The organism is Streptomyces sp. NPDC023838 (assembly GCF_040639555.1).
In the GTDB taxonomy this organism is placed as follows: domain Bacteria; phylum Actinomycetota; class Actinomycetes; order Streptomycetales; family Streptomycetaceae; genus Streptomyces.
Genome location: NZ_JBFAAD010000016.1, coordinates 115,806 through 137,258, shown reverse-complemented (window position 1 = coordinate 137,258; position 21,453 = coordinate 115,806). Strand labels below are relative to the sequence as shown.

Here is a 21,453-nt window from a genome sequence, read left to right as displayed (position 1 = left end):
CTGGGTGCCTCTCGTCGGCGTGATGTCGACGGAAAGGCTCCGGTGCGTGCGCCAATTCCGGCCGTACGGGATCCGTACGCGAGGGGAACAGATCCGTACGGCCGAGCCGACCGACGTCACCCGACCCGCCTCAGTCGGCCCGCGTCGGCCGACGCGCGTCAGTCGAGGCGCGTCAGTCGAGGCGCGTCAGTCGACCGCCTCAGTCGATCAGGCTCTCCTTGGCCCGCAGCACACAGAACTCATTGCCCTCGGGATCGGCCAGCACCACCCACGTCGCCTCCTCCCCCTGCCCCACGTCCACCCGCCGCGCCCCGAGCCCGATGATCCGCTCGACCTCGGCGGCCTGGTCATCGGGGTTGAGATCGATGTGCAACCGGTTCTTGACGGTCTTGGACTCGGGCACCGGCACGAAGCACATCCCCGGATACGCTGTCACGTCCGCCCCGATGACGATCTCCTCCTCGTCCTCGAACAGCACCTTCCAGTCGAGCACTTGGCACCAGAAGCGTGCGAGGGCGGGCAGGTCATGGGCGTCTACGACGAGGTGGTACAGAGAAATGGCCATAGCCCCAGTCTGCTCCGCCCGGTACGGGGCGGCGCGGTGACGCCCCACGGGGCCCGGGGCCCGGCCGGCCTCCCGGAGCGCCGGCTGGCCGGGGTGGCTCTCAACCCCGCCGCGCCGCAGGACATCCTGCTGCGGCTCCTGACCGGCGGACCGCCCGCCGCGCGCATGGCACTGTGCCGGGACCGCCCGCTGCCCGGGGCCGTGGTGGACGCTGCGCTCACCCACCCGGACTGGCGCACCCGGGCGTTCCTCGCCACCAACCCGCATGTCGACCCGGCCCGGCGGATGCGGCTGGTGGACGACCCCGACTGGCGGGTGCGCGCGCGCCTCGCCGAAGGTCCCGCCGACGAGCTCGACGATCCGCCCGACCTCCTGCCCGACTGGGCCGCCGCCCGCATGATCACGACGTACGAGAACGACTGTCTCGGCAGCTTCCGGTTCCCGCGCCGGTTCTCGCCGGAGTTCCGCGCCGCGATGCTCACCCACCCCGAGCCGAAGGTCCGCGCCTTCGGGATCGGGATGAGGTCGTGGAGCGATCTGTCCGAGGGGGAACGGGCCGCCCTGCTGGCCGACCCCGACGAGGAGGTGCGCGAAAGGGCTCTGCGGACGAAGGACCGGCACGACCGCGACCGCGATCCGGCCCGGGTGGAGGCGGAACTCCCCGAGCACAGCAGTCACTTCCGCACCCATCTGCTGATGTACGCCGCCCTCAGCCGCGCCGTCGTCGAGAGCGTGCTCGCCTCCCCGGCGCGGCACCACGAGTGGCGGATGATCGCGTCCAACCGAGGCCTGCCCGCCGATGTCGTGGCCCTGCTCGCCCGCGACCCGGACCCCGGGGTGCGCGAAGACATCGCCGAACGGCCGGACCTGGGGCCGGACGAGCTCCGGCTGCTCGCCGTCGACCCCGCCCCGGCCGTCCGCCTGGCCGTGTCGCGCCACCCCGCCCTGACGGAGGAGGAGCGGGCGGCCATCGACTACGAGGTCACCCTGGACGGCCCGTTCCGGCACCGCGTGCTGCCCTCCGCGCCCAGGGATCCCGAGGAGACCCGCCGCCGAGCGCTCTCCGGCCACCCGCTGCTGCGGCGGTCTGCGGCCGGGGATCCCGGCCTGCCGCCGGACCTGCTGGCCCGGCTGGCCGACGACCCCGATCTCGGCGTACGCGTCCTGCTCGCCCAGAACCATCCGGACGCCCCGCCCGAGCTGCTGCTCCGCTGCTTCCTGGAGTACACCGGCCCGGGCCGCGAGGATCTGCCGGCCCGGGGGAACTTTCCGGTCGCGGGGCTCGCGCGGCACGCCGGGCACGAGGACCCGGCGGTCCGGGTGCTCGCCGCCCGGGACCCGGAGGCCGAAGCGGAGACCGTCGAGCGGCTCACGCGGGACCCGGATCCGCGGGTGCGGGAGGCGTTCGCGCGCCACGCCCGGCTGCCGGTGGACCGGATCGTGGAGCTGCTCGACGACGAGGAGCCGGCCCCTGCCGCGGCGGCCAATCCCGCCCTGCCCGTCGAGGTCATGCGCCACCTGGTCGAGCCCCTGTGACGCGAAGGGCCCCCGGCACCATTGGTACCGGGGGCCCACGCGCCGTACGAACGGACTCAGACGTTGAACCCGAGCGCCCGAAGCTGCTCGCGGCCGTCGTCCGTGATCTTGTCCGGGCCCCACGGCGGCATCCAGACCCAGTTGATCTTGAGCTCGTTGACGATGCCCTCCGTCGCCGACTTCGCCTGGTCCTCGATCACATCGGTCAGCGGGCAGGCCGCCGACGTCAGGGTCATGTCCAGCGTGGCGATGTTGGCGTCGTCGATGTGGATGCCGTAGATGAGGCCCAGGTTGACGACGTCGATGCCCAGCTCGGGGTCGACGACGTCGTACAGCGCCTCACGGACTTCTTCCTCCGAGGCCGGCTTCAAGGTGGCCTCTGCGTTCTCGGTCATGCGCTCTTCCTCTCGGCTCCGGCGCCCAGCGCCTGGGCCGTCGCGTCCTTCCAGGCCATCCAGCTCAGCAGAGCGCACTTGACGCGCGCGGGGTACTTGGAGACGCCGGCGAAAGCCACCGCGTCCTCCAGGACCTCCTCCATCGCGTCGTCCGGCTCCAGCTGGCCCTTGGACTGCATCAGCTCCAGGAACGTCTCCTGGATCCGCCGCGCCTCGTCGAGCTCCTTGCCGACCAGCAGCTCGTTGAGTACCGAGGCGCTGGCCTGGCTGATGGAGCAGCCCTGGCCCTCGTACGAGACGTCGGCGATCCGCGAGCCCTCGTACCTGACCCGCAGGGTGATCTCGTCGCCGCACGTCGGGTTCACGTGGTGTACCTCGGCGTCACCGTCCCGCAAGCCCCGCCCGTGCGGGTGCTTGTAGTGGTCCAGGATGACGTCCTGGTACATCGAATCCAGCTTCACGGACCAACCCCTAGCCGAAGAAGTTTCGTACGTGCTCCAAGCCGTCCACCAGGGCGTCCACCTCGGCGGGCGTGGAGTACAGATAGAAAGACGCTCGTGTGGTCGCGGGAATTCCGTAGCGCAGGCAGACCGGGCGGGCGCAGTGGTGGCCGACCCGGACCGCGATGCCCTCCTCGTCGAGGACCTGGCCCACGTCGTGCGGGTGGATGTCACCGAGCGTGAAGGAGATCGCCGCGCCCCGGTCCTCGGCCGTGGTGGGACCGATGATCCGCAGGTCCGGGACCTCCAGGAGGCGCTTGACCGCGTACTCGGTGATCGCGTGCTCATGCGCGGCGATCTTGTCCATGCCGATGGCGGAGAGGTAGTCCACGGCCGCGCCGAGGCCGACGGCCTGCGCGATCGGGGGCGTGCCCGCCTCGAACTTGTGCGGCGCCGGAGCGTACGTCGACGAGTGCATCGAGACCGTCTCGATCATCTCGCCGCCGCCGAGGAACGGGGGGAGGTCCTCAAGGAGCTCCTGGCGGCCCCACAGGACGCCGATGCCGGTCGGGCCGCACATCTTGTGGCCGGTGAAGGCCACGAAGTCGGCCTGGAGGGCCTGGACGTCCAGCGGCATGTGCGGCGCGGCCTGGGAGGCGTCGATGCAGAGCAGCGCGCCGACCTCCTGGGCGCGGCGGACGATCGCCTCGACCGGGTTGACCGTACCCAGCAGGTTGGAGACCAGCGTGAAGGAGACGATCTTCGTCTTCTCGGTGATGATCTCGTCGATGTTGGAGAGGTCGAGACGGCCGTCGTCGGTGAGGCCGAACCACTTCAGCTTCGCGCCGGTGCGCTGCGAGAGCAGCTGCCACGGCACGATGTTGGAGTGGTGCTCCATCTCCGTGATGACTATCTCGGTCTCGTGGTCCACCCGGTAGGGCTCGTCGGCCCAGCCCAGCATGTTGGCGACCAGGTTGAGCGACTCCGAGGCGTTCTTGGTGAAGATCACCTCGTCGCGGCTGGGCGCGTTGATGAACGCGGCGACCTTGTCGCGCGCGCCCTCGTACAGCGCCGTGGCCTCCTCGGCCACCGTGTACACACCACGGTGGACGTTGGCGTTGTGCCGCTCGTAGTACTCGTTGAGGGCGTCGAGCACCTGGCGCGGCTTCTGCGAAGTCGCCGCGCTGTCGAGGTACACGATCTTCTTCCCGTCGTGGACCACACGGTCCAGCAAGGGGAAGTCCTTGCGGATCGCCTCGGTGTCGAGGAGGCCCGGCAGTGTCGTCACTCGGAAGCGCCGCCCTTCGTGTATGCCTCGTAGCCCTCGTTCTCCAGCTTGTCGGCGAGCTCGGCGCCGCCGGACTCGGCGATGCGGCCGTTCGCGAACACGTGCACGAAGTCGGGCTTGATGTAGCGCAGGATGCGCGTGTAGTGCGTGATCAGCAGCGTGCCGACCTCGCCGGTCTCGCGGACGCGGTTGACGCCCTCGGAGACGACGCGCAGGGCGTCGACGTCCAGACCCGAGTCGGTCTCGTCGAGGATCGCGATCTTCGGCTTGAGGAGCTCCAGCTGGAGGATCTCGTGGCGCTTCTTCTCGCCGCCGGAGAAGCCCTCGTTGACGTTGCGCTCGGCGAAGGCCGGGTCCATCTGGAGCTGCTCCATCGCGGACTTGACCTCCTTCACCCAGGTGCGCAGCTTGGGGGCCTCGCCGCGCATGGCGGTGGCGGAGGTGCGCAGGAAGTTGGAGACCGAGACGCCGGGGACCTCGACCGGGTACTGCATGGCGAGGAAGACGCCGGCGCGGGCGCGCTCGTCGACGGACATCTCCAGGACGTCCTCGCCGTCCAGGGTGACCGAACCGCCGGTGATCGTGTACTTGGGGTGACCCGCGAGCGAGTACGCGAGGGTGGACTTGCCGGAGCCGTTGGGACCCATGATGGCGTGGGTCTCGCCCTGCTTCACGGTCAGGTCGACGCCCTTGAGGATCTCCCGGGGGCCGTTCTCGGCTTCCACGGTGACGTGCAGGTCGCGGATTTCAAGCGTTGCCATGGGGACTTAGTTCTCCTGGGATACGGAGACGAGCACATCGTCCCCTTCGATCTTTACGGGGTAAACGGGCACGGGTCGCGTCGCGGGAAGGCCGGACGGCTTGCCGGTGCGGAGGTCGAAGCTGGAGCCGTGCAGCCAGCACTCGATCTGGCAGTCCTCCACCTCCCCCTCCGACAGCGAGACGTTCGCGTGCGAGCAGATGTCGTTGATCGCGAACACCTCGCCCGCCGTGCGGACGACCGACACCGGCGTGCCGTCGAGTTCCACCCGCTTCGGGGTGTCCTCTTCCAGCTCGCTCAGTGCGCAGACGCGGACGAAGGCGGACATCAGACGGACGCCTCCAGCTCCGCCTCGATCTTGGCGAGCAGTCGCTCCTCGACGTCCGCGACACCGATCTGCTGGACCAGCTCGGCGAAGAAGCCGCGGACCACCAGACGGCGGGCCTCGGACTCCGGGATGCCGCGGGCCATCAGGTAGAACAGCTGCTCGTCGTCGAAGCGGCCGGTCGCCGAGGCGTGACCGGCGCCGGCGATCTCGCCGGTCTCGATCTCCAGGTTCGGCACCGAGTCGACGCGGGCGCCGTCGGTGAGGACCAGGTTGCGGTTCATCTCGTACGTGTCGGTGCCCTCGGCCGCGGCCTGGATGAGGACGTCACCGATCCACACGGCGTGCGCGTCGTCGCCCTGCAGCGCGCCCTTGTACACGGCGTTGGACTTGCAGTGCGGCGTGTTGTGGTCGACGAAGAGCCGGTGCTCCTGGTGCTGGCCCTTGTCGGTGAAGTACAGGCCGAAGAGCTCGGCCTCGCCGCCGGTGCCCGCGTAGGAGACCCGCGGGTGCAGCCGGACCAGGTCGCCGCCGAAGGTGACGACGACGGACTTGAAGGAGGCGTCCCGGCCGATCAGCGTGTTGTGCTGGGCGACGTGGACGGCCTTGGCGTCCCAGTCCTGTACGGAGACGACGGTCAGCTTGGCGCCGTCGCCCAGGACGAAGTCCACGTTGGCGGCGAGCACCGCGTCACCGGTGTGGTCGATGACCACGACGGCCTCGGCGAAAGCGCCGAGCTCGACGACCTGGTGCGCGAAGACCGTGCCGCCCTCGCCGTGCACGGCGATGCGGATCGGCTCGGTCAGGACCGCCTCCTTGGCGACGGTCACGACCGAGGCCTTCTCGAACGAGGAGTAGGCCTGGGCGGCGATCCGGTCCACCGGAGTGCCCGCCCGGCCGAGCCGCGCGTCATCGCGGCCCACGGTCTCGACGGTGACGCCCTCGGGGGCGCTCACCTCGACGCGCAGCCCGTCGCCGGTGGCGACGGCGGTGCCGTCGTGCAGCCCGCGCAGCCGCTCCAGCGGCGTGAACCGCCACTCCTCCTCGCGGCCGTGCGGAACCGGGAAGTCCGCCACGTCGAAGGACGGGGGCGCGCTCATGCGCGTGGCGACGGTCGACTCGGCGGCCACCGCGATCGAACCGGCGGTGGTGGAGCCCGCCGGGATGTTCTGAGCCTCAGCCATGGCTGTCGTAGTGCTCTCTTCCTAGATCAGTCTGCGTGCGCTGCTGGGGGTCGGTCGTCGGGCCGTACTAGCCGACCGAACCCTCCATCTGCAGCTCGATCAGCCGGTTGAGCTCCAGGGCGTACTCCATGGGCAGCTCCTTGGCGATCGGCTCGACGAAGCCGCGCACGATCATCGCCATCGCCTCGAACTCGGTCAGACCGCGGCTCATCAGGTAGAAGAGCTGGTCCTCGGAGACCTTGGAGACGGTCGCCTCGTGGCCCATGGACACGTCGTCCTCGCGGACGTCCACGTACGGGTAGGTGTCGGAGCGGGAGATGGTGTCGACGAGCAGCGCGTCGCACAGCACGTTGGACTTCGAGCCGTGGGCGCCCTCGCCGATCTCGACCAGACCGCGGTACGAGGTGCGGCCGCCGCCTCGGGCCACCGACTTGGAGACGATGTTGGAGGACGTGTTCGGCGCCATGTGGACCATCTTGGAGCCGGCGTCCTGGTGCTGGCCCTCGCCCGCGAAGGCGATGGACAGGGTCTCGCCCTTGGCGTGCTCGCCCATCAGGTAGACGGCCGGGTACTTCATGGTGACCTTGGAACCGATGTTGCCGTCGATCCACTCCATGGTCGCGCCCTCGTACGCCACGGCGCGCTTGGTGACCAGGTTGTAGACGTTGTTCGACCAGTTCTGGATCGTCGTGTAGCGGCAGCGGCCGCCCTTCTTGACGATGATCTCCACGACGGCGCTGTGCAGCGAGTCCGAGGAGTAGATCGGGGCGGTGCAGCCCTCGACGTAGTGGACGTACGCGTCCTCGTCCACGATGATCAGCGTCCGCTCGAACTGGCCCATGTTCTCCGTGTTGATACGGAAGTAGGCCTGGAGCGGGATGTCGACGTGGACACCCTTGGGCACGTAGATGAACGAGCCGCCGGACCACACGGCCGTGTTCAGCGACGCGAACTTGTTGTCGCCGACCGGGATGACCGTGCCGAAGTACTCCTGGAAGAGCTCCGGGTGCTCCTTCAGCGCGGTGTCGGTGTCGAGGAAGATGACGCCCTGCGCCTCCAGGTCCTCGCGGATCTGGTGGTAGACGACCTCGGACTCGTACTGGGCCGCGACACCGGCGACGAGGCGCTGCTTCTCCGCCTCGGGGATGCCGAGCTTGTCGTACGTGTTCTTGATGTCCTCCGGCAGCTCTTCCCAGGAAGCGGCCTGCTTCTCGGTGGAGCGCACGAAGTACTTGATGTTGTCGAAGTCGATGCCGGAGAGGTCCGAGCCCCACTTGGGCATGGGCTTCTTGTCGAACAGCCGCAGGCCCTTGAGGCGCAGCTTCAGCATCCACTCCGGCTCGTTCTTCTTCGACGAGATGTCGCGGACGACGTCCTCGGAGAGCCCGCGCTTGGCGACGGAACCCGCCGCGTCGGAGTCGGCCCAGCCGTACTCGTAGTTGCCCAGGCCCTCGAGTTCGGGGTGGGCAGTCTCCGTGGGGAGAGTCATGCGGGGTTCCTCCCGGCCGTGCTTGTGGATGCTGATTCGGTGTCGTGCGGGGGTTGCGGTGCGCTGTGCGGGATGAACGTCGTGCACACCCCGTCGCCGTGGGCGATGGTGGCCAGACGCTGCACATGGGTCCCGAGGAGGCGGGAGAAGAACTCCGTCTCCGCCTCGCACAGCTGCGGGAACTGCTCGGCGGCGTGCGCGACCGGGCAGTGGTGCTGGCAGAGCTGCTCGCCCCGTCCGGGGAGGGGCGCGCTGCGCGCCGTAGCAGCGTACCCGTCGGCGGTCAAGGCCTTGGCCAGCGCCTCGGTGCGCTCCTCGGGCGGCGCCGCCTCGACCGCCTCGCGGTAGCCCTCGGACTGGGCCTCGATCCGTGCCCGGGCGAAGGCGACGACGGCTTCCTCGCCGGCCGCGCCGCCGCCCGCGGACTTCTCGATCCAGCGGAGCGCGTCGACGGCCAGCTTGTCGTACGACTGGTCGAAGGCGTCCCGCCCGCAGTCCGTGAGGGCGAAGACCTTCGCGGGCCTGCCACGGGTCCGTGCTCCGTACACCCGCTGCTCGCGCGCGGTGACGATGTCGTCCGCCGCCAGGGCATCGAGGTGGCGGCGGACGGCGGCCTGGGTGAGCCCGAGGCGCTTCGCGAGGTCCGTGGCGGTGGAGGGCCCGTGGTCCAGGATGGAGCGCGCGACCCGGTTGCGGGTGGACCGCTCACCGGTCGCGAGTTCCTCCTGCGGAGCCTCGCCAACGTTTTTCACAACACCATTGTTGCGTAATTCCTCAGAACCTGACAAGCCACGTCCCGATCATCGAGCGGTGCGCTGCATCACTTAGGCATACCTAAGCTGACCTGCGGAAACGATCTCTGATCGATCAAATGACCTACTTCCGAAAAAAGCGCCGCCGCCCCCTTTGACCTCGGCGTATGACCGCTCCGCCGCCCGGCTCGCGCCCCTTGCCAGGGCGTTCGCCGACCCGGTCGGCCAGGGCTCCCACCGGACCGCCGATGGCCGAAAAAGAGAGCTCGCGCATCCGCGCGTCCGTGCCCCCGTACGACCCCCTCCCCACGGTCCGGGCGCCCGCCCGCGCTGCCTAGACTTGCCCATCATGAAGAGCGAGTCGGTCGTCCAGGTCAGCGGCCTGGTCAAACGGTACGGATCGAAGACCGCCGTCGACGGCCTCGACCTGCGGGTCGCCGCCGGGACCGTCACCGCCGTCCTCGGACCCAACGGTGCCGGCAAGACCACCACGATCGAGACCTGCGAGGGCTACCGCAGACCGGACGCCGGCACGGTCCGCGTCCTCGGCCTCGACCCGGTCACCGAGGCCGAGCGGCTGCGCCCGCGCATCGGGGTGATGCTCCAGTCCGGCGGCGTCTACTCCGGCGCCCGCGCCGAGGAGATGCTCCGCCACATGGCCAAGCTGCACGCCCACCCGCTGGACGTGCCCGCGCTCGTCGAGCGCCTCGGCCTGGAGAGCTGCGGACGCACCACCTACCGCAGGCTCTCCGGCGGCCAGCAGCAGCGCCTCGCGCTCGCCATGGCCGTGGTCGGCCGCCCCGAGCTGGTCTTCCTGGACGAGCCGACCGCGGGCCTGGACCCGCAGGCCCGCCGCGCCACCTGGGACCTCGTACGGGAGCTGCGCGCCGATGGCGTCTCCGTGGTCCTGACCACGCACTTCATGGACGAGGCCGAGGAGCTCGCGGACGACGTGGCGATCGTCGACGCGGGCAAGGTCGTCGCCCAGGGCTCCCCCGAGACGCTCTGCCGCGGCGGCGCCGAGAACACGCTCCGCTTCACCGGCCGCCCCGGGCTCGACCTCGCCTCCCTCCTCAAGGCGCTGCCCGACGGCACGGCCGCGGCCGAGCTCACCTCGGGCGCGTACCGCATCAGCGGCACCGTCGACCCGCAGCTCCTCGCCACCGTCACCTCCTGGTGCGCCCAGCACGGCGTGATGCCCGACGGGATCGCGGTCGAACGCCACACCCTCGAAGACGTGTTTCTGGAACTGACCGGCAGGGAGCTGCGACGATGAGCGCCGGGACTGGTATGTACACACCGAACCCGGGGGCCGCGCCCGTCGGGCGGATGATCGGCGCGCAGACCGCCCTCGAAACCCGGATGCTGCTGCGCAACGGCGAGCAGCTGCTGCTCACCGTCGTCATCCCGGCGCTGCTGCTCGTGCTGTTCAGCGCGGTCGACATCATCGACACGGGCGAGGGCAAGGCCGTCGACTTCCTCACGCCGGGCGTGCTCGCGCTCGCCGTGATGTCCACCGCCTTCACCGGCCAGGCCATCGCCACCGGCTTCGACCGCCGTTACGGCGTGCTCAAGCGGCTCGGCGCCTCCCCGCTGCCGCGCTGGGCGCTGATGACCGCCAAGACGCTGTCGGTGCTGGTCACCGAGGTGCTCCAGGTCGTGCTGCTGACGGTGATCGCGTTCGCGCTCGGCTGGTCGCCGCACGGCAACCCGTTCGCCGTACTGCTGCTCCTGGTCCTGGGCACGGCCGCGTTCTCCGGTCTCGGGCTGCTGATGGCGGGCACGCTCAAGGCCGAGGCGACGCTCGCCGCCGCCAATCTGGTGTTCCTGCTGCTGCTCGTCGGGGGCGGCGTCATCGTGCCGATGGACAAGTTCCCGGACGGCGTGCGGACGGCGCTCGGGCTGCTGCCCATCTCGGCCCTCTCGGACGGGCTGCGCGACGTCCTCCAGCACGGCGCCTCGATGCCCTGGGGCGACCTGGGGATCCTGGCGGTCTGGACGGTCCTGGGGCTGGGCGCGGCGGCGAGGTTCTTCCGCTGGGAGTGACGGGGAGCGGTCCGCCGGGCGGTGGCCGATTCGGGCCCCTCGTGAAAACGTGCACAAACGGCCCCCTACGATAGGGGCCATGCCGAACGTGACCCGAGCCGATGTGGCTCAGGCGGTGCGCAACCCGCTCGCCTTCATCGCCGAGCGGTGGACGCCGTCCCCGCGGACCGTCCAGCGCGCGGCCCTGGCCGCCGTCGTCATGGCCGTCGTCATCGTGGTGACCGGGGGCGCGGTACGGCTCACCGGGTCCGGGCTCGGCTGCCCCACCTGGCCCAAGTGCACCGACCAGAGCCTGACGCCGACCGGCGAGATGAACTTCCACAGCGCGGTCGAGTTCGGCAACCGGATGCTCACGTACGTGCTGTGCGCGGCCGTCGGCTGGGCCATCATCGCGGCCCGCGCCGCCAGCCCGTGGCGGCGCGGTGTCACCCGGCTCGGCTGGGCCCAGTTCTGGATCGTCATGGGCAACGCGGTCCTGGGCGGCATCGTCGTCCTGGTCGGCCTCAACCCGTACACCGTCGCGGCGCACTTCCTGCTCTCGACCGCCCTCCTCACGGTCGCGATGGTCACCTGGCAGCGCACCCGCGAGGGCGACTGTGAGCCGCGCCCGCTGGTAGGCAAGGCCGTGGCGCAGCTGACCTGGCTCCTCGTGGTCGCGGCGGGCGCGCTGGTCGCCGTCGGCACGGTCGTCACCGGCGCCGGGCGCCACGCGGGCGACTCCAGCGACGTGGAGCGCATCCCGCTGAACTGGACGATGATCAGCCAGCTCCACGCGGACCTGGCCTGGGTCGTGGTGGCCCTGACCGTCGCGCTCTGGTTCGTCCTGAAGGCGGTCGACGCCCCGGCGGGCCCGCGCGACCGGGCCCGGGACCTGTTCCTGGTGCTGATGGGGCAGGGCGTAGTGGGCTATATCCAATACTTCACGAAGACTCCCGAAGCCCTGGTCGCCCTGCACATGTTCGGCTCGTGCCTGGTGTGGATCGCGGTGGTCCGGGTGCTGCTCTCGCTGCGCGAGCGGCCGGAGCTCGCCGTGCCCGTCCCGGCCCAGTCAGACCCGGCTCTCACCCGCGCCTGACAGCCCGTACACCCGCCGGGCGTTCCCCGCCCCGATCATCGCGGCGACCCGCTCCGCGTCCGTACGCGCCCACGCCCCGTCGGCCACCCAGGCGCCCAGGACCCGGCTCAGCGCGTGGGTGAACAGCCGCGCGCCCACCACGTGCAGCTCGGGCAGCCCGCGCGCGCCGCTGGAGTAGAGCAGCTTTCCGAACGGCGCCAGCTCCAGGAGCTCCGCCAGCACGTCGGCGGCCCGCGCCCCGGTCCGCACCAGGGCGGGCCCCACGTCCGCGTACACATGTGGGAAGACGCTCGCCAGATGGGCGGCCTGGCGGTGGTACGGATAGCCGTGCAGCAGCACCAGGTCCGTGCCCAGGCCGTTGGTCGCGGCGGCGAACCCGGCGAGCCCGGTCGCGTCGTCCATGCCGAGCCGCAGCTGGAGCGGCCGCCCCGAGGCGACCGCGCTCCACAGCAGATGCCGCAGCAGCACCGGGTCCTCCAGCGGCTCCTGGATGCGGCGCCGGGTCAGCCAGCGGCCCGCCGCGCCGCGCACCTCGCCGGGCCCGGGCGGGGCCGGGTCGAGGCGCTGGCGTACGGCCGTGACGGAGATGAAGGCGACGGCCGAGGCGGCCGCGGTGTGCACGGCCTCGGCGAGGTTGACGAGGAACGCGTCGACGGTGCCCGAGGTGTCGGCGACCTGCTCGGCGAGGAGTTCGAGCCGCACGATCTCATGGGCGTCGGCGGCTCCCGCGACGGCCAGTTCGCCCGGCCCGGTCAGATCGCCCGGAAGCCCCGTGTCGACCAGATAGGTGGAGACGCCCGAGCCGCGCAGCAGCCGTCGGACGGTCTCCAGGACGCCCAGCTCGCGCCGCCGGGCCAGGTAGCGGGCCGGGGCGCAGTGCGCCTCCAGGCCGAGCAGCGGCGGGCACCAGCGGCGGACGGCGAAGCCGGTCTGGGTGTCGAAGAACGTGGTGCCGGGGGCGGGCGGGGCGCCGGTCCTGCCGAGCTGCGTCTCGAACGTGCCGAGCCCCAGCTCGGTGCGGAGCACGCCGTGGCAGTACTGGTCCACCAGCTCCGGCTGCGGCACGGCGTCGATCATCCGGGGCTCCCTGGGTGGTGTGCTTCCACCTCACTAACGGGTGAGCCCCGGATGAGTGTTGCTGTTGGCCGTTCAGCCGTTCTTAGGACCGCCGAGCTGGATCCCGGCCATCCGGGTCCACTCGTACCGGCCGGTCTTCACCTTGGCCGCGAACTCGCCGTCGAAGTCCTCGTGGACGGTGATCCCGGCCTTCTCGACCGCGCTCAGCGCGACCGCGTGGCTGGGGGCCACCAGGTCGCCCCAGCCGCCGTCCTCGCCGACGAGCACGATCCGCGCGCCGCGCTGCCCGATGTACGCCACCTGGCCCTCGGCGCCGCCGTGCTCCTTGGCGAAGTGGCCGATCTGCTTGGCGAGGCGCGCCGCCCGCCGCTCGGCCTTGGCGGCCTGCTTCTCGTCAACCTGGGTTTCTGCCATGTGCAGGATGCTACTCGCGAGTAGCTCCACATGCGACGGGAGGGCCCAGTGGTTTCCACCACGGCGGGCTTCGCCCTGAAAGATGATTTTCCTGGGGGCAGACGCCCCCAGACCCCCCGTTACCGAAGGAACGGGTCCACCGCGACCGCCACGAACAGCAGCGAGACGTACGTGATCGACCAGTGGAACAGGCGCATCTCCTTGAGCTTGGCGCCCGTCACCTCCGCCTTCGCCCGGTTCTGCAGCCCGTGCGCCTCCCACAGCCAGAAGCCGCCGGCCAGCAGCGCCACCAGCGTGTAGAACCAGCCGGTGTAGCCCAGCGGGGTCAGCAGCAGCGAGACCGCGACCATCACCCAGCTGTAGAGCACGATCTGCCTGGCGACCACCTTGTTGGAGGCGACGACCGGCAGCATCGGCACGCCCACGCGCGCGTAGTCCTCGCGGACCTTCATGGACAGCGGCCAGTAGTGCGGCGGCGTCCAGAAGAACATGACGAGGAAGAGGATGACCGGCGCCCACGACATCGAGTTGGTGACGGACGACCAGCCGATGAGGACCGGCAGGCAGCCGGCGATGCCGCCCCACACGATGTTCTGCGAGGTGCGGCGCTTGAGGATCATCGTGTAGACGACCACGTAGAAGAGGAGCGCTCCGAGTGACAGCCAGGCGGACAGCCAGTTGACGGCGAAGCCGAACAGGAGCGTGGAGACGACCGCGAGGGTGATGCCGAAGGCGAGGCACTCGCGCGGCGAGACCATGCCGGTGACCAGCGGCCGCTGTGAGGTGCGGTCCATCAGGGCGTCGATGTCACGGTCGATGTACATGTTCAGCGCGTTGGCGCCGCCCGCGGAGAGGAAGCCGCCGACGGTGGTGGTCAGCACCAGCCAGAGCGACGGCACGCCCTGCTCGGCCAGGAACATCACCGGAATGGTGGTGATGAGGAGGAGCTCGATGATCCGCGGCTTGGTCAGCGCCACGAACGCCTTGACGCGGGCCCCGAACGGCCGATGGGCCCCCGGGCTGGGAGTCAAGACGACCCCTGCGGGTCGGGACTCGACGGCCGTCACGCACACCCCTGACAGAGAATTCCCAGCAAGTCCCGGGGCAATCGGTCGGATGGGCCCGGACGTTCCGGGCATGAGAACCCGGTGAAGACTTGCGCGTACCACGCCACTGTAGACGTTGCCCAGACGCCGCCCTTCGCGGGGGTGGGCTCGTGTTGGGGCCGGGTCCCGACGACTGTGCCGTGAGGCGGAAGTGACCGGTCTTGGGCACTCTGGAGGTGTGTGTCCCAACCGGTGGGCAGTCGAAAAAATGAGCGTTCCGGCGGGGGTAGGCTCGACAGCGCCCGGTGCGCCCACAGTCACCGGGAACGAACATGTGGAGAGGAGCCCTGACTCAGGGTGAGCACCAAGCCGACCACCACAGACCTTGAGTGGACCGAACTGGACCAGCGGGCCGTAGACACCGGCCGCGTTCTGGCCGCGGATGCTGTACAGAAGGTCGGCAACGGCCATCCTGGTACGGCGATGAGCCTGTCCCCGGCCGCGTACACGCTCTTCCAGAAGGTGATGCGCCACGACCCGGCGGACGCCGACTGGACCGGGCGCGACCGCTTCGTCCTGTCCGCGGGCCACTCGTCCCTCACGCTCTACATCCAGCTCTACCTGGCCGGGTACGGCCTGGAGCTGGACGACCTGAAGGCGTTCCGCACCTGGGGCTCCAAGACCCCGGGCCACCCGGAGTACGGCCACACCACGGGCGTGGAGACCACCACCGGCCCGCTGGGCCAGGGTGTCGCCAACGCCGTGGGCATGGCCATGGCCGCCCGCTACGAGCGCGGCCTGTTCGACCCGGAGGCGGCCCCCGGCACCTCCCCGTTCGACCACTTCGTCTTCGCGATCGCGGGCGACGGCTGCCTCCAGGAGGGCATCTCCGCCGAGGCGTCCTCGATGGCCGGTCACCAGAAGCTGGGCAACCTGGTCCTGCTCTGGGACGACAACCACATCTCGATCGAGGGCGACACCGAGACCGCCGTGTCCGAGGACACGCTGAAGCGGTACGAGGCGTACGGCTGGCACGTCCAGCGCGTGGCCCCGAAGGAGAACGGCGACCTCGACCCGCAGGCGCTGTTCGAGGCGATCGAGGCCGCCAAGGCCGAGACCGAGCGCCCGTCCTTCATCGCGATGCGCTCGATCATCGCCTGGCCCGCCCCGCACGCGCAGAACACCGAGGCCGCGCACGGCTCGGCGCTCGGCGACGACGAGGTCGCGGCGACCAAGCGCGTCCTGGGCTTCGACCCGGAGCAGACCTTCGAGGTCGCCGACGAGGTCATCGCGCACACCCGCGCCGCCCTGGACCGCGGCCGTGAGGCCCGCGCCGAGTGGGAGAAGTCGTTCGCAGCCTGGCGCACCGCCAACCCGGAGCGCGCCGCCGAGTTCGACCGCGTCAACGCGGGCGAGCTGCCCGAGGGCTGGGAGGAGAAGCTCCCCGTCTTCGAGACCGGCAAGGGCGTCGCCACCCGCGCCGCCTCCGGCAAGGTCCTGCAGGCGCTGGGCGAGGTCATCCCCGAGCTGTGGGGCGGCTCGGCCGACCTCGCGGGCTCGAACAACACGACGATCGACAAGAACTCGTCGTTCCTGCCGCAGGGCAACCCGCTGCCGGAGGCCGACCCGTACGGCCGCACGATCCACTTCGGCATCCGCGAGCACTCGATGGCCGCCGAGATGAACGGCATCGCGCTGCACGGCAACACCCGCATCTACGGCGGCACCTTCCTGGTGTTCTCCGACTACATGCGCAACGCGGTGCGTCTGTCGGCCCTGATGCACCTGCCGGTGACGTACGTGTGGACGCACGACTCCATCGGCCTGGGCGAGGACGGCCCGACCCACCAGCCGGTCGAGCACCTGGCCTCGCTGCGCGCGATCCCGGGTCTGAACGTGGTGCGTCCGGCGGACGCCAACGAGACCGCGATCGCCTGGCGCGAGATCCTCAAGCGCTACACCAAGGTGTTCGGCAAGGGCGCCCCGCACGGCCTGGTGCTCACCCGCCAGGGCGTGCCGACGTACGAGCCCAACGAGGGCGCGGCCAAGGGCGGTTACGTGCTGTTCGAGGCCACAGGCCCCTCGGGCGAGACCGCTGACGCCCAGGTCGTCCTCATCGGCACCGGCTCCGAGGTCCAGCTGGCCGTCGAGGCCCGCGAGGCGCTCCAGGCCGAGGGCGTCCCGACCCGGGTCGTCTCGATGCCGTCCGTCGAGTGGTTCGAGGAGCAGGACCAGGCGTACAAGGACAGCGTCCTGCCGCCGTCGGTCAGGGCGCGGGTCGCGGTCGAGGCCGGCATCGGCCTGACCTGGCACCGGTACGTGGGCGACGCGGGCCGCATCGTGTCGCTGGAGCACTTCGGTGCCTCCGCCGACGGCAAGGTGCTCTTCCGCGAGTTCGGCTTCACCGCCGAGAACGTGGCCGCCGCCGCCCGGGAATCTCTCGAAGCCGCCGCGCGCTGACGCCGGTATACGAACTAGTAGGAGATGCATTTCTCATGACAGACGCACTCAAGCGCCTCTCCGACGAAGGCGTCGCGATCTGGCTCGACGACCTGTCGCGCAAGCGGATCACCTCCGGCAACCTCGCCGAGCTGATCGACCAGTCGCACGTCGTGGGCGTCACGACCAACCCGTCGATCTTCCAGAAGGCGATCTCCTCGGGTGACGGCTACGAGCAGCAGCTCGCCGACCTCGCCGCCCGCAAGGTCACCGTCGAAGAGGCCATCCGCATGATCACGACGGCGGACGTGAGGGACGCCGCCGACATCCTGCGCCCGGTCTTCGACGCGACCGAGGGCCAGGACGGCCGGGTCTCCATCGAGGTCGACCCGCGCCTGGCGCACGACACCAAGGCCACCGTCGCCGAGGCCAAGCAGCTGGCCTGGCTGGTGGACCGGCCGAACACGCTCATCAAGATCCCGGCGACCAAGGCGGGCCTGCCCGCGATCACCGAGGTCATCGGCAAGGGCATCAGCGTCAACGTCACGCTGATCTTCTCCCTTGAGCGCTACCGCGAGGTCATGGACGCCTACCTGGCCGGCCTGGAGAAGGCCAAGGAGCGCGGCCTCGACCTGGCGAAGATCCACTCCGTGGCGTCCTTCTTCGTGTCCCGCGTGGACACCGAGATCGACAAGCGGATCGACGCGCTGGGCACCGACGAGGCCAAGGCCGCCCGCGGCAAGGCCGGCCTCGCCAACGCCCGTCTGGCCTACGAGGCGTACGAGGAGGTCTTCTCCTCGGACCGCTGGGCCGCGCTCGACAAGGCGCACGCCAACAAGCAGCGCCCGCTGTGGGCCTCCACCGGCGTGAAGGACAAGGCGTACAAGGACACCCTGTACGTCGACGACCTGGTCGCGCCGAACACCGTGAACACCATGCCGGAGGCCACCCTGGAGGCGGCCGCCGACCACGGGCAGATCACCGGCGACACCGTCTCGGGCACCTACGAGCAGGCGCGCGCCGAGCTCGACGCCGTCGAGAAGCTGGGCATCTCGTACGACGAGGTCGTGCAGCTCCTCGAGGACGAGGGCGTCGAGAAGTTCGAGGGCGCCTGGAACGACCTGCTCAAGTCCACCGAGGCGGAGCTCCAGCGCCTCGCACCCTCGGAGGCGTAAATCTTGACTGCGATTCGCCAAGCGAATCCGCTTCGTGACGCCGCAGACCGACGGCTCCCGCGTATCGCGGGGCCGTCGGGCCTGGTGATCTTCGGCGTCACGGGCGATTTGTCCCGTAAAAAGCTGATGCCCGCTGTCTATGACCTCGCCAACCGGGGTCTGCTTCCGCCGGGCTTCTCCCTGATCGGCTTCGCCCGCCGCGAGTGGCAGGACGAGGACTTCGCGCAGGAGGTCCACGACGCCGTCAAGGCGCACGCGCGGACCCCCTTCCGCGAGGAGGTCTGGCAGCAGCTCATCCAGGGCATGCGCTTCGTCCAGGGCGACTTCGACGACGACGACGCCTTCGAGCAGCTGAAGTCGACGATCGCCGAGCTCGACAAGGCGCAGGGCACCGGCGGCAACTTCGCCTTCTACCTCTCGGTGCCGCCGAAGTTCTTCCCGCAGGTCGTCCAGCAGCTCAAGAAGCACGGGCTCGCCGACCAGAAGAACGGCGCCTGGCGCCGCGCGGTCATCGAGAAGCCCTTCGGCCACGACCTGGTCTCCGCCCAGGAGCTCAACCAGGTCGTCCACGAGGTCTTCCCGCCGGACGAGGTCTTCCGGATCGACCACTACCTCGGCAAGGAGACCGTCCAGAACATCCTGGCGCTCCGCTTCGCCAACACCATGTTCGAGCCGCTCTGGAACCGGTCGTACGTCGACCACGTCCAGATCACGATGGCCGAGGACATCGGCATCGGCGGCCGGGCCGGGTACTACGACGGCATCGGCGCGGCCCGTGACGTGATCCAGAACCACCTCCTCCAGCTGCTCGCGCTGACCGCGATGGAGGAGCCCGCCTCCTTCGACGCGGACGCGCTGGCGGCCGAGAAGACCAAGGTCCTGGGCGCCGTGCGGCTGCCGAAGGACCTGGGCTCCAGCACGGTGCGCGGCCAGTACGCGGCCGGGTGGCAGGGCGGCGAGAAGGCCGTCGGCTACCTCCAGGAGGACGGTATCGACCCCAAGTCGAAGACCGACACCTACGCCGCCATCAAGCTGGAGATCGACAACCGCCGCTGGGCGGGCGTCCCGTTCTACCTGCGCACCGGCAAGCGCCTGGGCCGCCGCGTCACCGAGATCGCGGTGGTCTTCCAGCGCGCTCCGCACTCCCCCTTCGACCACACGGCGACGGAGGAGCTGGGGCAGAACGCGCTGGTCATCCGGGTCCAGCCGGACGAGGGCGTGACCGTCCGGTTCGGCTCCAAGGTGCCGGGCACCTCGATGGAGGTGCGGGACGTGTCGATGGACTTCGCCTACGGCGAGTCCTTCACCGAGTCCAGCCCCGAGGCGTACGAGCGGCTCATCCTCGACGTCCTGCTCGGCGACTCCAACCTCTTCCCCCGCTTGGAGGAGGTCGAGCTGTCCTGGAAGATCCTCGACCCGATCGAGCAGTACTGGGACGCCCACGGCAAGCCCGCGCAGTACGCGTCGGGCACCTGGGGCCCGGTCGAGGCGGACGAAATGCTCGCACGAGACGGACGGAGCTGGCGCCGGCCATGAAGATCGACCTTACGGACACCACGGCCAGCAAGATCAACAAGGCGCTCGTCCAGGGCCGCCGCGCCGTCGGCACACCCGCCGTCGGCATGGTCCTGACCCTGGTCATCGTCACCGACGAGGAGAACGCGTACGACGCGCTCCGCGCCGCGAGCGACGCCTCGCGCGAGCACCCCTCGCGCACCCTGGTGGTCATCAAGCGGGTCTCGCGCTCGCCGCGCGACCGCACCCAGTCGCGCCTGGACGCCGAGGTACGGGTCGGCGCGGACGCGGGCACCGGCGAGACGGTCATGCTCCGGCTGTACGGCGAGGTGGTCAACCACGCCCAGTCGGTGGTGCTGCCGCTGCTGCTGCCGGACGCGCCGGTCGTCGTCTGGTGGCCGGTGAACTCGCCGATCGACCCGGCCAACGACCCGCTGGGCGCCCTCGCCCAGCGCCGGGTCACCGACACCTACGCCGCCGAGCAGCCCATAGAGGAGCTGACCGGCCGCGCCGAGACCTACACCCCGGGCGACACCGACCTGGCGTGGACCCGCATCACGCCCTGGCGCTCGATGCTGGCCGCGGCGCTCGACCAGGTGTCGTGCAAGGTGACCTCGGTCGAGGTGGAGGGCGAGGAGTTCAACCCGAGCTGCGAGCTGCTCGCCATGTGGCTCGCGGACCGGCTGGACGTACCGGTGAAACGCTCGCAGTCCTCCGGCCCGGGCCTGACGGCCGTACGGATGGAGACGGACTGCGGCCCGATCGTCCTGGACCGCGCCGACGGCTCGCTGGCCACGCTCTCGATCCAGGGCCAGCCGGACCGCGCGGTGGCGCTCAAGCGGCGCGAGACGGCCGAGCTGATCGCCGAGGAGCTGCGGCGCCTGGACCCGGACGACACCTACGCCTCCGCGCTGAAGTACGGCGTGGACCGCCTCGGTGAGCCCTCGGCCGGGAAGGCGGCGGACGGAAAGGCTGGGGACGGGAAGCCTGGGGACGGGAAGGCGGCGGCCCCGGCCGGGACCGGTCCCGCCTCGGAGGACTCCTCCGACGCCAAGCCCGCCGCGAAGAAGGCCCCGGCCAAGAAGGCGGCGGCGAAGTGAGCACCCCTCAGCTCGTCGTCCACCGCGACAAGGAGCTGATGGCGCAGGCCGCCGCGGCCCGGCTGATCACGAAGATCGTGGACGCCCAGGCCGCGCGCGGCTCGGCGTCCGTGGTCCTCACCGGCGGCCGCAACGGCAACGGGCTGCTCGCGGCCCTCGCCTCCTCTCCGGCCCGGGACGCGATCGACTGGTCGCGGCTCGACCTGTGGTGGGGCGATGAGCGGTTCCTGCCGGAGGGCGACCCGGAGCGCAACGTCACCCAGGCCCGTCAGGCGCTGCTCGACGCGGTGCCGGTCGACCCGAAGCGGGTGCACGCGATGCCCGCCTCGGACGGCCCGTACGGCAACGACGTGGACGCCGCAGCGGCGGCCTACGCCGAGGAGCTGGCCGCCGCGTCCGGCCCGGAGGACCACGGCGACGTGCCGACGTTCGACGTGCTGATGCTGGGGGTCGGGCCCGACACCCATGTGGCGTCGCTCTTCCCGGAGCTGCCCGCGGTGCGCGAGACCGAGCGGACGGTGGTCGGGGTGCACGGCGCGCCCAAGCCGCCGCCGGTGCGGGTCTCGATGACACTGCCGGCGATCCGGGCGGCCCGCGAGGTGTGGCTGCTCGCGGCGGGCGAGGACAAGGCGCAGGCCGCGGCCATCGCCCTGTCGGGCGCGGGCGAGATACAGGCTCCGGCCGCGGGGGCGTACGGCCGTGGCCGCACCCTGTGGCTGCTCGACTCGGCGGCCGCGTCCCGGCTGCCGCGGGCGCTGTACCCACCGGCCTCGCCGTGAGGCCCGCGGGCCCGGTCCACCACTTGGTGGGCCGGGCCCGCTGCTTTTCGCTT

At 70.6% G+C, this 21,453-nt stretch carries 21 protein-coding genes; 9 read left to right on the top strand and 12 right to left on the bottom strand.

Going from position 1 to position 21,453, the window contains the following annotated elements; all coding sequences use genetic code 11:
* Positions 1-199: 199 nt before the first annotated feature.
* A complete protein-coding gene (locus tag AB0G17_RS20850) occupies positions 200-565 on the bottom strand; it encodes a VOC family protein (RefSeq protein WP_361384563.1) in 366 nt (121 codons plus the stop codon).
* A 36-nt stretch (positions 566-601) separates the two neighbouring features.
* Between AB0G17_RS20850 and AB0G17_RS20845 the strand changes: the two genes are divergently transcribed.
* A complete protein-coding gene (locus AB0G17_RS20845) occupies positions 602-2,101 on the top strand; it encodes a hypothetical protein (RefSeq protein ID WP_361384560.1) in 1,500 nt (499 codons plus the stop codon).
* 56 nt (positions 2,102-2,157) lie between these two features.
* On the opposite strand, the gene AB0G17_RS20840 is transcribed toward AB0G17_RS20845, so the two are convergent.
* The 8 genes from AB0G17_RS20840 to AB0G17_RS20805 form a co-directional block, all read right to left on the bottom strand.
* Positions 2,158-2,496 carry a metal-sulfur cluster assembly factor gene (locus AB0G17_RS20840; RefSeq protein ID WP_101387762.1) on the bottom strand — a complete coding sequence of 113 codons (339 nt, stop codon included), beginning with the start codon at positions 2,494-2,496 and terminating at the stop codon, positions 2,158-2,160.
* Positions 2,493-2,957 carry a Fe-S cluster assembly sulfur transfer protein SufU gene (gene sufU / locus AB0G17_RS20835; protein WP_361384557.1) on the bottom strand — a complete coding sequence of 155 codons (465 nt, stop codon included), beginning with the start codon at positions 2,955-2,957 and terminating at the stop codon, positions 2,493-2,495. Before sufU ends, AB0G17_RS20840 begins: the two co-directional genes overlap by 4 nt.
* A gap of 10 nt (positions 2,958-2,967) precedes the next feature.
* Positions 2,968-4,224: a cysteine desulfurase gene (locus tag AB0G17_RS20830; RefSeq protein ID WP_361384554.1), complete on the bottom strand. Its 1,257-nt coding sequence runs from the start codon at positions 4,222-4,224 to the stop codon at positions 2,968-2,970.
* On the bottom strand, positions 4,221-4,985 hold the full coding sequence (gene sufC / locus AB0G17_RS20825; RefSeq protein ID WP_361384551.1) for a Fe-S cluster assembly ATPase SufC: 765 nt from the start codon (positions 4,983-4,985) through the stop codon (positions 4,221-4,223). The genes AB0G17_RS20830 and sufC overlap by 4 nt, the downstream gene beginning before the upstream one ends.
* 6 nt (positions 4,986-4,991) lie before the next feature.
* Positions 4,992-5,312: a bifunctional 3-phenylpropionate/cinnamic acid dioxygenase ferredoxin subunit gene (locus AB0G17_RS20820; protein WP_358834180.1), complete on the bottom strand. Its 321-nt coding sequence runs from the start codon at positions 5,310-5,312 to the stop codon at positions 4,992-4,994.
* Complete coding sequence (gene sufD, locus AB0G17_RS20815) at positions 5,312-6,493, bottom strand: Fe-S cluster assembly protein SufD (protein ID WP_361384548.1); 1,182 nt, start codon at positions 6,491-6,493, stop codon at positions 5,312-5,314. The genes AB0G17_RS20820 and sufD overlap by 1 nt, the downstream gene beginning before the upstream one ends.
* 67 nt (positions 6,494-6,560) lie before the next feature.
* Positions 6,561-7,982 carry a Fe-S cluster assembly protein SufB gene (gene sufB, locus AB0G17_RS20810; protein WP_361384545.1) on the bottom strand — a complete coding sequence of 474 codons (1,422 nt, stop codon included), beginning with the start codon at positions 7,980-7,982 and terminating at the stop codon, positions 6,561-6,563.
* The gene (locus AB0G17_RS20805; RefSeq protein WP_361384542.1) at positions 7,979-8,734 is read right to left on the bottom strand and encodes a metalloregulator ArsR/SmtB family transcription factor; all 756 of its coding nucleotides are present in this window, start codon (positions 8,732-8,734) and stop codon (positions 7,979-7,981) included. The genes sufB and AB0G17_RS20805 overlap by 4 nt, the downstream gene beginning before the upstream one ends.
* Positions 8,735-9,083: 349 nt before the next feature.
* Between AB0G17_RS20805 and AB0G17_RS20800 the strand changes: the two genes are divergently transcribed.
* From AB0G17_RS20800 to AB0G17_RS20790, 3 genes are all read left to right on the top strand, one after another.
* Positions 9,084-10,010: an ABC transporter ATP-binding protein gene (locus AB0G17_RS20800; protein ID WP_361384539.1), complete on the top strand. Its 927-nt coding sequence runs from the start codon at positions 9,084-9,086 to the stop codon at positions 10,008-10,010.
* Positions 10,007-10,780, top strand: coding sequence for an ABC transporter permease (locus AB0G17_RS20795; protein WP_361384536.1), 774 nt, complete (start codon positions 10,007-10,009; stop codon positions 10,778-10,780). The genes AB0G17_RS20800 and AB0G17_RS20795 overlap by 4 nt, the downstream gene beginning before the upstream one ends.
* A 70-nt stretch (positions 10,781-10,850) precedes the next feature.
* Positions 10,851-11,855, top strand: a complete 1,005-nt coding sequence (locus tag AB0G17_RS20790; RefSeq protein WP_361384696.1) for a COX15/CtaA family protein — start codon at positions 10,851-10,853, stop codon at positions 11,853-11,855.
* Here AB0G17_RS20790 and AB0G17_RS20785 read toward each other — a convergent pair.
* The 3 genes from AB0G17_RS20785 to AB0G17_RS20775 all read right to left on the bottom strand — a co-directional run bounded on the left by AB0G17_RS20785 (position 11,829) and on the right by AB0G17_RS20775 (position 14,419).
* Positions 11,829-12,932, bottom strand: coding sequence for an amidohydrolase (locus AB0G17_RS20785; RefSeq protein WP_361384533.1), 1,104 nt, complete (start codon positions 12,930-12,932; stop codon positions 11,829-11,831). The two genes, AB0G17_RS20790 and AB0G17_RS20785, sit on opposite strands and share 27 nt — an antisense overlap.
* A gap of 72 nt (positions 12,933-13,004) precedes the next feature.
* Positions 13,005-13,346, bottom strand: coding sequence for a hypothetical protein (locus AB0G17_RS20780; protein ID WP_361384530.1), 342 nt, complete (start codon positions 13,344-13,346; stop codon positions 13,005-13,007).
* Positions 13,347-13,465: 119 nt separating this feature from the next.
* Positions 13,466-14,419, bottom strand: coding sequence for a heme o synthase (locus AB0G17_RS20775; RefSeq protein WP_361384527.1), 954 nt, complete (start codon positions 14,417-14,419; stop codon positions 13,466-13,468).
* A gap of 330 nt (positions 14,420-14,749) precedes the next feature.
* On the opposite strand from AB0G17_RS20775, the gene tkt reads away from it, so the two are divergent.
* From tkt to pgl, 5 genes are read left to right on the top strand one after another with little or no spacing between them, the layout of a single operon-like run.
* On the top strand, positions 14,750-16,852 hold the full coding sequence (gene tkt / locus AB0G17_RS20770; RefSeq protein ID WP_361384524.1) for a transketolase: 2,103 nt from the start codon (positions 14,750-14,752) through the stop codon (positions 16,850-16,852).
* Positions 16,853-16,887: 35 nt separating this feature from the next.
* Positions 16,888-18,006: a transaldolase gene (gene tal, locus AB0G17_RS20765; protein WP_361384521.1), complete on the top strand. Its 1,119-nt coding sequence runs from the start codon at positions 16,888-16,890 to the stop codon at positions 18,004-18,006.
* A gap of 3 nt (positions 18,007-18,009) precedes the next feature.
* Complete coding sequence (gene zwf / locus AB0G17_RS20760; protein WP_361384518.1) at positions 18,010-19,542, top strand: glucose-6-phosphate dehydrogenase; 1,533 nt, start codon at positions 18,010-18,012, stop codon at positions 19,540-19,542.
* A complete protein-coding gene (opcA, locus tag AB0G17_RS20755; protein WP_361384515.1) occupies positions 19,539-20,621 on the top strand; it encodes a glucose-6-phosphate dehydrogenase assembly protein OpcA in 1,083 nt (360 codons plus the stop codon). The genes zwf and opcA overlap by 4 nt, the downstream gene beginning before the upstream one ends.
* Positions 20,618-21,400, top strand: a complete 783-nt coding sequence (gene pgl, locus AB0G17_RS20750) for a 6-phosphogluconolactonase (protein ID WP_361384512.1) — start codon at positions 20,618-20,620, stop codon at positions 21,398-21,400. The genes opcA and pgl overlap by 4 nt, the downstream gene beginning before the upstream one ends.
* The last annotated feature ends 53 nt before the right edge of the window (positions 21,401-21,453 follow it).

Coding starts and splice junctions, on each gene's coding strand:
- AB0G17_RS20850 (WP_361384563.1), bottom strand. CDS start 565: ATGGCCATTTCTCTGTACCACCTCGTCGTAGACGCCCATGACCTGCCC.
- AB0G17_RS20840 (WP_101387762.1), bottom strand. CDS start 2,496: ATGACCGAGAACGCAGAGGCCACCTTGAAGCCGGCCTCGGAGGAAGAA.
- sufC (WP_361384551.1), bottom strand. CDS start 4,985: ATGGCAACGCTTGAAATCCGCGACCTGCACGTCACCGTGGAAGCCGAG.
- AB0G17_RS20820 (WP_358834180.1), bottom strand. CDS start 5,312: ATGTCCGCCTTCGTCCGCGTCTGCGCACTGAGCGAGCTGGAAGAGGAC.
- sufD (WP_361384548.1), bottom strand. CDS start 6,493: ATGGCTGAGGCTCAGAACATCCCGGCGGGCTCCACCACCGCCGGTTCG.
- sufB (WP_361384545.1), bottom strand. CDS start 7,982: ATGACTCTCCCCACGGAGACTGCCCACCCCGAACTCGAGGGCCTGGGC.
- AB0G17_RS20800 (WP_361384539.1), top strand. CDS start 9,084: ATGAAGAGCGAGTCGGTCGTCCAGGTCAGCGGCCTGGTCAAACGGTAC.
- AB0G17_RS20795 (WP_361384536.1), top strand. CDS start 10,007: ATGAGCGCCGGGACTGGTATGTACACACCGAACCCGGGGGCCGCGCCC.
- AB0G17_RS20785 (WP_361384533.1), bottom strand. CDS start 12,932: ATGATCGACGCCGTGCCGCAGCCGGAGCTGGTGGACCAGTACTGCCAC.
- AB0G17_RS20780 (WP_361384530.1), bottom strand. CDS start 13,346: ATGGCAGAAACCCAGGTTGACGAGAAGCAGGCCGCCAAGGCCGAGCGG.
- tal (WP_361384521.1), top strand. CDS start 16,888: ATGACAGACGCACTCAAGCGCCTCTCCGACGAAGGCGTCGCGATCTGG.
- opcA (WP_361384515.1), top strand. CDS start 19,539: ATGAAGATCGACCTTACGGACACCACGGCCAGCAAGATCAACAAGGCG.